Annotated in this window: 9 protein-coding genes; 5 read left to right on the top strand and 4 right to left on the bottom strand. The window is 74.0% G+C overall.

All coding sequences use genetic code 11. From position 1 onward, the window contains the following. Positions 1-276 precede the first annotated feature (276 nt). Both rsgA and ACWEV0_RS34350 read left to right on the top strand, forming a co-directional pair. Entirely contained in the window at positions 277-1,383 is a 1,107-nt protein-coding gene (rsgA, locus tag ACWEV0_RS34355) for a ribosome small subunit-dependent GTPase A (RefSeq protein WP_453153734.1), read from the top strand. Positions 1,384-1,498: 115 nt separating this feature from the next. Next, positions 1,499-2,962, top strand: a complete 1,464-nt coding sequence (locus tag ACWEV0_RS34350) for a bifunctional transcriptional activator/DNA repair enzyme AdaA (RefSeq protein ID WP_453153733.1) — start codon at positions 1,499-1,501, stop codon at positions 2,960-2,962. Here ACWEV0_RS34350 and ACWEV0_RS34345 read toward each other — a convergent pair. The 4 genes from ACWEV0_RS34345 to ACWEV0_RS34330 all read right to left on the bottom strand — a co-directional run bounded on the left by ACWEV0_RS34345 (position 2,916) and on the right by ACWEV0_RS34330 (position 5,435). After that, complete coding sequence (locus tag ACWEV0_RS34345) at positions 2,916-3,290, bottom strand: PPOX class F420-dependent oxidoreductase (RefSeq protein ID WP_453153732.1); 375 nt, start codon at positions 3,288-3,290, stop codon at positions 2,916-2,918. The genes ACWEV0_RS34350 and ACWEV0_RS34345 overlap by 47 nt on opposite strands. Positions 3,291-3,356: 66 nt before the next feature. Further along, positions 3,357-3,839: a DUF456 domain-containing protein gene (locus ACWEV0_RS34340; RefSeq protein WP_453153731.1), complete on the bottom strand. Its 483-nt coding sequence runs from the start codon at positions 3,837-3,839 to the stop codon at positions 3,357-3,359. 73 nt (positions 3,840-3,912) lie between these two features. Next, the gene (locus ACWEV0_RS34335) at positions 3,913-4,362 is read right to left on the bottom strand and encodes a hypothetical protein (protein ID WP_453153730.1); all 450 of its coding nucleotides are present in this window, start codon (positions 4,360-4,362) and stop codon (positions 3,913-3,915) included. Positions 4,363-4,448: 86 nt separating this feature from the next. Further along, positions 4,449-5,435, bottom strand: coding sequence for a helix-turn-helix domain-containing protein (locus ACWEV0_RS34330; protein WP_453153729.1), 987 nt, complete (start codon positions 5,433-5,435; stop codon positions 4,449-4,451). Between the two features lie 233 nt (positions 5,436-5,668). Between ACWEV0_RS34330 and ACWEV0_RS34325 the strand changes: the two genes are divergently transcribed. From ACWEV0_RS34325 to ACWEV0_RS34315, 3 genes are all read left to right on the top strand, one after another. Further along, positions 5,669-9,460: a S8 family peptidase gene (locus tag ACWEV0_RS34325; protein ID WP_453153728.1), complete on the top strand. Its 3,792-nt coding sequence runs from the start codon at positions 5,669-5,671 to the stop codon at positions 9,458-9,460. A 138-nt stretch (positions 9,461-9,598) separates the two neighbouring features. After that, positions 9,599-10,846, top strand: coding sequence for a protein phosphatase 2C domain-containing protein (locus tag ACWEV0_RS34320; RefSeq protein WP_453153727.1), 1,248 nt, complete (start codon positions 9,599-9,601; stop codon positions 10,844-10,846). 56 nt (positions 10,847-10,902) lie between these two features. Continuing rightward, on the top strand, positions 10,903-12,208 hold a 1,306-nt coding region (locus ACWEV0_RS34315; RefSeq protein ID WP_453153726.1), incomplete at its 3' end, for a thiamine pyrophosphate-binding protein.

Below are 12,208 nucleotides of genomic sequence, written 5' to 3'. Positions count from 1 at the left end.
GCCCTCGACGTGCGGGCGAACATGGCGCAGCGCGAGGCCGAGCTCGGCGAGGCGCTCGGCCTGGACGCGCCCGTGGAGCCGGAACCCGGCCGGGCCGGGTCTACGGTGGGGCCGCTTCGAAGATCACGGCCGAGGCGGCCGTGGGAGCCCTTTCCCCAGGAGGTGTGACAGATGGCTGTCGTGACGACGGGTGTTGCCCGCAACCAGATGCTTCTCCACTCCACCTCCGTGGCCACCGGCTGACGTTTCCGGGGCCACCCCTGTGAAGGGTCCCCCTTGTCTTTCCTCTCCACCGACGCTTTCTCCTCCTCTCTCACCGCCTACGGCTGGGACGACGCCTGGGCGGCCGAGTTCGCCCCGTACGCCGCGCAGGGCCTGCTGCCCGGCCGGGTCGTCCGGGTCGACCGCGGCCAGTGCGACCTGGTGACGCACGAGGGACTCGTGCGCGCCGACACCGCGTTCGTCACGCCGCACGACCCGCTGCGGGTGATCTGCACGGGCGACTGGGCGGCCGTCGACCCCGACGGCGTCGGCGACCCCCGTTACGTACGGGCGTATCTGCCCCGTCGTACGGCGTTCGCCCGCTCCACCTCGTCCAAGCGGTCCGAGGGCCAGATCCTCGCCGCGAACGTCGACCACGCGATCATCGTGGTGTCGCTCGCCGTCGAGCTCGACCTCGGCCGGATCGAGCGCTTCCTCGCGCTCGCCTGGGAGTCCGGCGCGCAGCCGCTCGTCGTGCTCAGCAAGACGGACCTGGTCCCCGACCCGGTCGGCCTCTCCTACCTCGTCGAGGACGTCGAGACGGTCGCTCCCGGCGTCCAGGTCCTGCCCGTCTCCTCGCACACCGGCGAAGGACTCGACGTGCTGCAGGCGGTCGCCGGCGGCGGCACGAGCGTGCTGCTCGGCGTGTCCGGCGCGGGCAAGTCCACCCTCGCCAACACGCTGCTCGGCACGGACGTGATGGACGTCCGGGCCGCGCGCGACATCGACGGCAAGGGCCGCCACACCACGACGACCCGCAACCTCCTCGCCCTCCCCGGCGGCGGTGTCCTCATCGACACCCCCGGCCTGCGCGGCGTCGGCCTGTGGGACGCCGAGGCGGGCGTCGGCCAGGTCTTCGCCGAGATCGAGGACCTCGCCGCCGAGTGCCGCTTCCACGACTGCGCGCACGAATCCGAACCGGGCTGCGCCGTCACCGCCGCGATCGCCGACGGCACCCTCCCGGAACGCCGCCTCGACAGCTACCGCAAGCTGATCCGCGAGAACCGCCGCCTCGCCGCCAAGACCGACGCCCGCGTCCGCGCCGAGATGCTCAAGAACTGGAAGCGCATGGGCGCGGAGGGCCGCGCGGCCATGGACGCGAAGCGGGGGCGCCTGCGGTAACCCATCACCTCCGGCCCGTCCCCCGTCCCTCCGTGCCCTCGTCCCCCCGCCCCCTGCCCTCCTCGCCGTCCGGAAACCGCCAGTCCGTGCCCGGCCGCTCCAGCACACTGGAGGCATGACGGACACGGCGACGGCGGCGGCAGCAGGGTTGGCGGCGGGCGGGGGGCTCGACGAGGAGACGCGGTACCAGGCGGTCAGCAGCAGGGACGCGCGGTTCGACGGCGTGTTCTTCTTCGGGGTGGCGACCACCGGGATCTACTGCCGGCCCAGCTGCCCGGCCGTCACGCCCAAGCGGCGCAACGTCAGCTTCTACCCGACCGCGGCCGCCGCCCAGGCGCACGGCTTCCGGGCCTGCCGGAGGTGCCGGCCGGACGCCGTGCCCGGCTCGGCCGAGTGGAACGTGCGGGCCGACGTGGTCGGGCGGGCCATGCGGATGATCGGCGACGGGGTCGTGGACCGGGAGGGCGTGCCGGGGCTCGCCGGACGGCTCGGGTACAGCGCCCGGCAGGTGCAGCGGCAGCTCACCGCCGAGCTGGGCGCCGGGCCCGTCGCGCTCGCCCGCGCCCAGCGGGCACACACCGCGCGGCTGCTGCTGCAGACGACGGGCCTGCCGGTCACGGAGATCGCCTTCGCGGCCGGGTTCGCCAGCGTCCGCCAGTTCAACGACACCATCCGCGCCGTCTACGCCCGCACCCCCACCGCACTGCGCGCCGAGTCCGGCACCGGCACCGCCGCCGGAACCCGCACCGCGCTCGCCGCCGGCGTCCCGCTGCGGCTCGCGCACCGGGGCCCGTACGCGGCCGCCGAGGTCTTCGACCTGCTCGCCGCCGAGGCGCTGCCGGGCGTCGAGGAGGTCGCCGGCCCGCCCGGCGCCCGTACCTACCGGCGCACGCTCCGCCTTCCCTACGGCACGGGCATCGTCTCCGTCGACGAGAAATCGGCGGGCGGCTGGCTGGAGGCCCGGATCCACCTCACCGAGCTGCGCGACCTCACGACCGCCGTGCAGCGCCTGCGCCGCCTGCTCGACCTGGACGCCGACCCGTACGCCGTCGCCGAACGCCTCGGCGCCGATCCGGCCCTCGCCGCCGAGGTCGCGGCCCGGCCCGGCGTACGGTCACCCGGCACCGCCGAGCCGGAGGAGTTCGCGCTACGGACGGTGGCCGGCCCGGCCGAGGCCGCGCGGCTCGTCGCGCGCCACGGCACGCCCCTGGAGACCCCCTGCGGCACGCTCACCCACCTCTTCCCCGAGCCCGCCGCCCTGACCGCCCACCCGGTCGCGGGCCCGCTCGCCACCGTCCTCGCCGACGGCACCCTCCGCCTCGACCCGGGCGCCGACCGGGACGCCTCCGCCGCGGCGCTCGCCGCCGTCCCCGGAGTCGGTCCCGAGGCCGTCGCCGCCATCCGCACCCGCGCCCTCGCCGACCCGGACGTACCCGCGCCCGGCCTCCCCGACCGCCCGGAATGGCGCCCCTGGCGTTCCTACGCGGCCCGGTATCTCACGACACCTCGCCAGGGGATGTCTCGCCCTGTGGCTACTGGAGGCCCCAGCTGTGGATCCGGCGCGGCCGGATCCGGATGACCTCCTCGCTGTAGTACGGGCCCAGCGGGTGCGGGCCCACCAGCAGCTCCGCCTCGCCGCGGATCTCCACGCCGCGCACCCGCCAGGGCCGTTCGCTCGCCAGGTCGTCGACGACGAGCGCCACCTTCGGATTGCGCCGGAGGTTGCGCCACTTCTTGGTGCGGCCCATCGCGCCGCCGCCCACCAGGACCGTGCCGTCCTCCTGCGGGAAGAAGCCCACGGGGTTGGCCTGCGGCTGGCCCGACGGGTCGACCGTGGCCATCCGGCCGAGCCGCTGGGTCCGCAGATAGGCGCGCTCCGCCTCGCTGAAACCGTCGAAATCCCTCATGACGCCAGGATCACGCCGCCGCGCGCCGAAGGCATCGGCACAGCGCCCGAGAAGGGTCCTACGTCCTCAGCCCCAGATCTCCGCCCCCACCCACGCCCCCACGATCAGCAGGCACGCGAACAGCTCCACGAGCACGCTCGTCCCCGCCGCCCGCATCACCGTGCGCGTCGCCGCCCTGGCCTGGCCGTGGCCGCCGAGGCGGAGGCGTTCGGAGAGGTAGACGCCGCCGACGAAACCGGGGATCGCGCCGACCACGGGGATCAGCAGGAAGCCGAGGAAGGCGCCGATGCCCGCGTACGCCACCATCCGGCGGGTGATGCCGACACCCCGGAAGCGGCGGGGCGGCAGCTGCCAGACGATGGCCTGGGTGAGCAGCAGCAGGCCGGTGGCGGAGACCAGCAGGATCCAGGCGAGGCCGGTCTGCTCGTGCAGCGACCACCACAGCATCGCGGCCCACACCAGCCACGTTCCCGGCACGCCGGGCGTCAGCACCCCGAACAGGCCGAGCAGCATCACCATGCCGATCAGCAGCTGCTGCCACACACCCATCTGCCCAGCGTGCCGGAGCCCGCGCGTTCCCGCAGGTCAAGCGGTACGCAAGGAGTACACGTCGAGTGCCGGGTCAGCCGGTCGCCACGGGCAGGGCGGCGGCCACCAGGTGGCGCTCCTTGCGGCTGATCAGCGGGAAGATCAGCTTCAGCGAGTGCGTGCTGTACGGAGACCACAGGACCATGGACGAGTTGAGCACGCGTTCCTTGATCTCCGTGCGATAGAGGTGCGCCCGCTGGACCGTCATCGTGTGCTCCACGGGCTTCGCGAACATCGGGTCCGCCCGGAAGATGATCAGGCGGCGGTCCGTCATCGCCAGGTACATCGGCACCGGCGTCGGGATCACCGAGACCGACACGCCGCTCGCGAGGCCCGAGATCATGCCCGACGCGAGGCCGTAGGCCAGCTGCCGCTGGAACGGCACGGTGCTCAGGCCCACGACGGTCGTCACCTCCACCCGCTCACCGGGCTCCAGCATCGGGGTGACAGCGGCCAGCAGGGCGCGGCGGCGCCTTCCGTTCATACGGGTGCTCTCCTGAGACGGTTGCGGAATTCGGCCGTCACCTTACGGCCACCCCCGCCGCCTCCGGCACGGGGCCTCGTCCGCCGCTACCGCCGGGCCACCCATCCCTTCTCGTACGCGTGCCAGCCCAGCTGCAGCCGGGTCGTCACGCCGGTCATCTCCATCAGCCCCTTCACCCGCCGCTGCACGGTCCGCAGCCCCAGGTCCAGCTGTTTCGCGACGCTCGCGTCCGTCATGCCGGCGAGCAGCAGCGAGAGGATCTCCAGGTCCGTCTGGTCCGGGCCCGCCACCTCGTCCTCCGTGACCTGCGCGCCCGCGCCGAGCCGCAGCGGCAGCGCGTCGCGCCACACCGACTCGAACAGGCCCATCAGGGATTCGAGCAGGCCGCTGGCGTGCACGACGAGCGCGGCCGGTTCGGCGCCGCGGCCGGTGAGCGGGACCATCGCGAGGGAGCGGTCCGCCACCACCAGCTTCGTCGGGACGCGGTCGACCACCCGGATCTGCTCGTGCCGGCCGAGCGCCGTCGACAGCTCCAGGAGGCCCGTCGGCAGGCTCAGCACCTCGCGCTCGATCACCACCCGGTAGCGCACGCCCCGCTCGACGGCCAGCGCCTCCGCGTCGTTGTCCATCCCGGACACGGCGATCGGCTTGCCGGTGACCAGGGCGCACACCTCGTCGACGGCGCCGAGCTGGAGCTGGAGGAAGCGGTGGGTGACCGCGCTCGCGCCGGTCACCACCTCGACCAGGTCGTGCACGGCCGGCTCGGTGGCCGCCTCGGCCCGGTACTCCTGCGCGAGCAGGCTCGCCGCCAGCTCCGCCTGCTCCAGCTCGTGCCGCTGCTGGGTGAGCAGTGCGCCGAGCGCCACCCCGGGCGGGGCCGCGACCCAGCGCCCGGTGCGCGCCGAGGACTGGGCGGCCAGGCCCTGCGACTCCAGGCGGCGCAGCGTCCGCTCGGTGTCGCCCTCCGGCAGGGCGAGCCGATGGGCCAGGTCGGAGACCTCGGCCGCGCCCAGCGCGACCAGCGCGCGGTAGGCGGACTCCTGGCGTTCGTCGAGACCTATCGCTCCCAGCATGTCCCTGCTCCCACCCTCGCGCGGACGTCCCCGGACGACCCGGACATCCGGGGACGGCCGCGGACGCTTTCGTTCCGTCGGTGCCTGGCGGGAATCGGCCACGGCGCATTCCCGCCTTGCCCATCCTGCCTGCACCACCCTCACCTCTGCCAATGTGGCGCCACCGCAGCACCAACAGCCTCCGGACATGGACGCCTTGTGCCTGCATGCCCGGATAAAGGAGGGGGAAAGCGATGCGCCCGATTTCGCGTACGGCCCTGGGGGCGGCGACCGCCGCCGTCCTGGCCGTGACCTCGGTCGCCGCGTCCGCGGCCGCGGCGCCGCAGGACGATCCGGCGCCCGGAAGACGGCCGCTGGTCGGCAGCGCGGCGGCAGCGGCCGCGCGGGGACAGGCGCGGACCGCCACGGTCACCCTGGTGACCGGCGACCGGGTCGTGGTGACCCGCGACGCCGACGGCGACCCGGCCGCCACCGCGCTGCCCCGCGAGGACGGCACCGTGCCGTTCACCCAGACCCGCCGCTCCGGCCAGGACCTGTACGTCTACCCCGAGGGCGCCACCGCCGCCCTCGCCGCCGGCCGGGTCGACGAGGAACTGTTCAACGTCACCGGACTCGTCCGCCAGGGATACGACGACGCCGGCTCCGCGACCCTGCCGCTCATCGCCGTGTACGGCTCCGGTCTCGCCACCGCCCGCGCCGTGCCGCCCGCCCCGCGCGGCGCCACCCGCGGCCAGGTGCTCGCCACCGTCGACGGGGTCGCCCTCAAGGCCGACAAGAAGCAGGCCGCCACCTTCTGGGCCGACATCACCGCGCCCGCCGCCCGCGACGGGCACTCGGCGTCGACCGGCCTCAGGAAGCTGTGGCTCGACCGCAAGGTCCAGGCCACCCTGGAGCGCTCGACCGCCCAGGTGCACGCCCCCGAGGCATGGGCCGCCGGCTACGACGGCACCGGCACCAAGGTCGCCGTCCTCGACACCGGCGCCGACGCCGACCACCCCGACCTCAAGGGCCGGATCGTCGCGGCGAAGAACTTCACCGACTCCGACACCACCGACGACCGCCAGGGCCACGGCACCCACACCATCTCCACCGTCGGCGGCACCGGCGCCGCCAGCGGCGGCAGGAAGCGGGGCGTCGCCCCCGGCGCCGCCCTGCTCGCCGGCAAGGTCCTCGACGACTCGGGATCCGGCGCCACCTCGTGGATCATCGCCGGCATGGAGTGGGCCGTCGCCCAGGGCGCCGACGTCGTCTCCATGAGCCTCGGCAACCCCTCCGAGACCGACTGCACCGACCCGATGGCCGTGGCCGCCGAGCAACTCGCCGAGAGCAAGGGCACGTTGTTCGTCATCGCCGCCGGCAACTCCGGCCCCGGAAACAACACCGTCTCCTCGCCCGGCTGCGCGCCCGGCGTGCTCACCGTCGGCGCCGTCGACCGCGACGACTCCACCGCGTACTTCTCCAGCCGCGGCCCCGCCGCGGACGCGGCCCACACCCTCAAGCCGGAGATCGCCGCACCCGGCGTCGGCATCTCCGCCGCCGCGGCCGGCGGCCGCGGCGTCTACGCCTACCGCTCCATGTCCGGCACCTCGATGGCCACCCCGCACGTCGCCGGCGCGGCCGCGATCGTCAAGCAGCGCCACCCCGACTGGACCGCCCGGCAGATCAAGGCCGCGCTCGTCTCCTCCGCCGACAGCGCCGTCCCCGGCGACGCCCGCGAGGTCGGCGGCGGCCGCCTCGACGTCAGGGCCGCGGTCGACCAGACCGTGCTCGGCGCCCCCGCCGTCCAGGGCGGCACCCACCACTGGCCGCAGGCCGCCGCCGACCGCACCACCGTCGCCGTCCCCTACACCAACACCGGCACCGCGCCCGTCACCCTCGAGCTCGCCGTCGAGAAGGTCACCGGCAACGACGGCACGGCCGTGCGCACCCCGGTCGCCCGCCTCGGACAGCGCACCGTCACCGTCCCGGCCGGCGCCACCGCCGAGGTCCCGCTGAAGCTCGACCCGGCCGCCCACCTGGAGCGCGCCCAGTACGGCGACGTCACCGGCCGCGTGGTCGCGACCGGCGCCGGCGGCGTGCACGTCTCCACCCCGTTCTCGCTCTACGTCGAGCCCGAAACCGTCACCCTGCGCGTCAAGCTGATCGACCGTCAGGGCAGTCCGGCCGCCGGCGCCTCCTCCCTCGACGTCATCGGCACCGACGACGCCTCCGGCGAGCGCCGCTTCAACGAGGGCTCCGACGAGCAGGTCTACCGGCTGCGCGCCGGCCGCTACTTCCTCTCCTCCTTCGTCACCACGCCCGACGCGGGCCAGGGCGCCACGCTCAACGACTCGGTCAGCTACCTGGCCCGGCCGCAGCTGGAGCTGAAGAAGGACACCACCGTCGTCCTCGACGCCCGCGAGGCCCACCGACTGTCCGTGGAGACCGGGCGGCCGTCCGAACTCCGCGGCGCCACCCTGGCGTTCGCCCGCGCCTGGGACGACACCTGGCTGCACGCCGGCACGGCGGCCGGACCGCGCACCATCCGCGGCTACTACGCCTCCGTCGAGGGCCGCGCCACCGACGGCACCTTCGAGTTCGGCAGCTACTGGCGCGCCGCCGCCCCGCAGATCACCTCGCTCGCCACCACCGACGGCCTGGCCCTGCACCCGCTGACCGCCTCCACCGGCTCGGACAACCTCGACGGCACCGGCTCCGCCCGGCTCGCCGACGCGGGCACCGGCACTCCCGCGGAACTCGCCGCCGCCCAGGTCAAGGGCGGTATCGCCCTCGTCCGCCTGCCCGACGACAGCACCGCCGCGGGCGCCCTCGCCCGTAACGCCAAGGCCGCCGGCGCGCTCGCCGTCGTCACGTACCACCAGGCCCCCGGCCGCTGGTACCCGAGCGGCGGCTTCACCGGCCTGGGCCTGCCCGTAGTCTCCGTCCCCGCCGACGAGGCGACCCGGCTCCTCGGCAAGCTGGCCGCGGGCGAGGTCACGCTCGCCTGGCGGGCCACGGCGAAGAGCCCGTACGTCTACAACCTGGCCTTCCCCGAGACCCGTTCGATCCGTGACGAGAAGACCTACCGGGTCGAGGACGGCGAACTCGGCCGCACCGACGCCCGCTACGGCTCCGCCGGCATCGGCACCGACTTCGTCCAGTTCCCGGCCGCCTACCGCCCGGACGGCACCGGCGTCTCCTTCGGCTCCCTGGAGACCGTCCCGGCACCCGGCACCCGCACCGAGTACTACACGCCCGGCGACACCGCCTGGCAGCAACTGACCGGCAGCGGCTTCCCGTTCGGAGAGCTGATGGTCGGCGGCCGGCACGCCTACACCGAAGGCGAGCGGCGCACCGAGAACTGGTACGACGGCGTCATCGCCCCCACCGCCCCGCGCGACGCCGCCGGCGAGCCGGTCCTCGTCGCCGAGCGCCAGGGCAACCTCATCGGCTTCGCCGACGCCATGTGGGGCGACGCCACCCACCACGCCGAGCCCGGCTCCTTCGGCGACATCGGCAACCTGCGCCTGAGCCGGGACGGCGAGGAGATCGGCGCGACCGGCTGGCCGTTCGGCGTCTTCGAGGTGCCGGCCGACCCCGGCACGTACACCCTCGAACAGAACACGACGAAGATCGGCAGCCGGGTCTGGGCCCGCTCCGTCTCCGTCCAGTCTGTCTGGAAATTCACCTCCAAGCTCGACGAGAACGTCTATTCTCAGTCCATCCCGATCCTGTTCCCCCGGTACGACCTTCCGGAGGACGGACTCAAGACCCTGGCCGCCACCGACGGTCAGCGCATCGGCCTTCGCGTGACCGGCCACGCGGGCTACCAGCCACCCGCTCTCACCTCCGCCAGGCTCTCGTACTCCTATGACGGAGGCACGACCTGGACCGAGGCACCGGTCACCCACCAGGGCGACAACTGGACCGCGACCGTGAACCACGCGGGAGCGAGCGGCCGACAGGTCACGCTGAAATCCGAACTGACGGACGCCCAGGGCAACTCCGTCACCCAGACCGTGGTCCGCGCCTACGACGTGCGCTGATCACGCCGGTCCGCCGGACGGTCCTCCCGTGGGGGGTGGGGCCGTCCGGCGGACCATTTCCGCTCGCGCCACTCTTTTGCCGTAACGCTTTTCCTGGTGTCCCGTTTTCTGACGCCCCGTGCGGTGGACAATAAGGGCATGACTCAGCAGGGGGACACCAACTGGTGGGACAAGCTGTACGACGAGTCCGCGCCGGACACCGCGCCCGCGCCGACCGCCGACAGCCTCGACGAGCGGTACGACTCCGCCGCGGCGACCACGACGGCCGGGCACGAGGCCCCGCCGCCGGTCGAGCCCGTCGTGCCCGTCGAGGCGCCGACCGTGCAGGTCCAGCTCCCCGCGCCCCGGCCCCGTACCGGACACGTGGGCAGCCGCCCGCCCACGTACGAGCCCGAGCCCACCACCCTGCCCGCGGCCCGCCCCGGCGAGCTCGACGACCTCGTCGCCGACACCGTCCTCGACGGCGCCCGCTACGGCGCCTACACCCTGCGCGCCGCCTCCGTCCGCGGCGACTCCGCCCGCTACCGCGGCGAACCGCGGCGCGACGCCCTGCTCACCGCCCGTTTCGGCCAGGACGAGGCCGCACTCGTGCTGGTCGCCATCGCCGCCGGCCGGCGCTCCGCCCCGCACACCCATCTGGCCGCCGCCGACGTCTGCCGCTGGATCGGCGAGGCCGTCGGCCGCAGCCACGCCCGGCTCTCCGAGGACATCCGCTCCGGCCGCCGCGGCGACCTCAAGTCCGGACTGCACCGCCTCACCGACCGCACCTACGGCAAGCTGCGCGCCCGCGCCGGCGAACGCGGCCTCGACCCCGACGCGTACACGGCGGGGCTGCGGTGTCTGCTGCTCTCCGCCGACCCCGACTGCCGCACCCGGGTCTTCTTCGGCGTCGGCCCCGGCGGTCTGTTCCGGCTCCGCGACGGCTCCTGGCAGGACATCGAGCCCCTCGTCCCGGAGCCCTCGGCGACCGTCGGCGCGCCGGTCGTCGGCTTCGGCTCGGCGCCGACGGGCACATCGGCGAGCACACCGACCGGCACACCGCCGAGCGCGGACGAGGAGCCCGAGGCCGGTGCGGACGGCGACCGGCTCACCATGAAGCTCGCCGTCACCGAGGCCCCCGGCCGCCCCTTCGTCGAGGACCCTCTGCCGCCGCCCGCCGAGCCCTTCCGCTTCCGCGCCTCGGTCGCCCGCCCCGGCGACACCCTGCTGCTCGCCTCGAACGGCCTCGCCGAGCCGATGCGCGGCGAACCGGCCCTCGCCCACGAACTCGCAGCCCGCTGGGCCGGCGCCGAACCGCCCGGCCTCGCCGCCTTCCTCGCCGACACCCAACTGCGCGTCACCGGTTACGCCGACGACCGTACGGGAGTGGCCGTCTGGGAGGCCTGACAACGTGAGGCCTAACCCCGCAGGCGCAACCCCGGCGCCCGTGGGTTGATGGACGCATGGCCAAACAGAATGTCGCAGAACAGTTCGTCGACATCCTCGTCCGTGCCGGCGTCCAGCGCCTCTACGGAGTCGTCGGCGACAGCCTGAACCCGGTCGTCGACGCGATCCGCCGCAACTCCGCCATCGACTGGATCCAGGTGCGGCACGAGGAGGCCGCCGCCTTCGCCGCCGGCGCCGAGGCCCAGCTCACCGGCCGGCTCGCCGCCTGCGCCGGCTCCTGCGGCCCGGGCAACCTGCACCTGATCAACGGCCTGTACGACGCCCACCGCTCCATGGCCCCGGTACTCGCCCTCGCCTCGCACATCCCGTCCAGCGAGATCGGCCTCGGCTACTTCCAGGAGACCCACCCCGACCAGCTGTTCCGCGAGTGCAGCCACTACAGCGAGCTGATCTCCAACCCGCGCCAGATGCCCCGGCTGCTGCAGACCGCGATCCAGCACGCCGTCGGCCAGGGCGGCGTCAGCGTGGTCTCGCTGCCCGGTGACATCGCCGACCAGCCCGCTCCCGAGAAGATCGTGGAGACCGCGCTCGTCACCTCCCGGCCCACCGTCCGGCCCGGCGACGCCGAGATCGACGAGCTCGTACGGATGATCGACGCCGCCGGGCGGGTGACCTTGTTCTGCGGCAGCGGCACCGCCGGGGCGCACGCCGAGGTCATGCAGTTCGCCGAGCGGATCAAGTCGCCCGTCGGACACGCGCTGCGCGGCAAGGAATGGATCCAGTACGACAACCCGTTCGACGTCGGCATGAGCGGACTGCTCGGCTACGGCGCCGCCTACGAGGCCACCCACGAGTGCGATCTGCTGATCCTGCTCGGCACCGACTTCCCGTACAACGCCTTCCTGCCGGACGACGTGAAGATCGTCCAGGTCGACGTACGGCCGGAGCGGCTCGGCCGGCGCTCCAGGCTCGACCTCGCGGTGTGGGGCGACGTCCGCGAGACCCTGCGGTGCGTGATCCCGCGGGTGCGGGCCAAGACCGACCGGCGCTTCCTCGACAAGATGCTGAAGAAGCACGCCGACGCCCTGGAGGGGGTGGTCAAGGCGTACACCAGGAAGGTGGAGAAGCACGTCCCGATCCACCCCGAGTACGTGGCCGCCGTGCTCGACGAACTGGCCGACGGCGACGCCGTGTTCACGGTCGACACCGGCATGTGCAACGTCTGGGCGGCCCGCTACATCAGCCCCAACGGGCGCCGCCGGATCATCGGCTCCTTCAGCCACGGCTCCATGGCCAACGCCCTGCCGCAGGCCATCGGCGCGCAGTTCCTCGACCGCGGCCGGCAGGTCGTGGCGATGTCCG

It is taken from the genome of Streptomyces sp. NPDC003943 (assembly GCF_053605265.1).
The sequence above is the reverse complement of the archived record's forward strand: the minus strand, read 5'-3'. Positions and strand labels throughout refer to the sequence as shown.

What these genes read in the sequence shown, in the direction of transcription:
- ACWEV0_RS34350 (WP_453153733.1), top strand. Translation starts at nt 1,499, where the DNA reads ATGACGGACACGGCGACGGCGGCGGCAGCAGGGTTGGCGGCGGGCGGG.
- ACWEV0_RS34345 (WP_453153732.1), bottom strand. Translation starts at nt 3,290, where the DNA reads ATGAGGGATTTCGACGGTTTCAGCGAGGCGGAGCGCGCCTATCTGCGG.
- ACWEV0_RS34340 (WP_453153731.1), bottom strand. Translation starts at nt 3,839, where the DNA reads ATGGGTGTGTGGCAGCAGCTGCTGATCGGCATGGTGATGCTGCTCGGC.
- ACWEV0_RS34335 (WP_453153730.1), bottom strand. Translation starts at nt 4,362, where the DNA reads ATGAACGGAAGGCGCCGCCGCGCCCTGCTGGCCGCTGTCACCCCGATG.
- ACWEV0_RS34330 (WP_453153729.1), bottom strand. Translation starts at nt 5,435, where the DNA reads ATGCTGGGAGCGATAGGTCTCGACGAACGCCAGGAGTCCGCCTACCGC.
- ACWEV0_RS34325 (WP_453153728.1), top strand. Translation starts at nt 5,669, where the DNA reads ATGCGCCCGATTTCGCGTACGGCCCTGGGGGCGGCGACCGCCGCCGTC.
- ACWEV0_RS34320 (WP_453153727.1), top strand. Translation starts at nt 9,599, where the DNA reads ATGACTCAGCAGGGGGACACCAACTGGTGGGACAAGCTGTACGACGAG.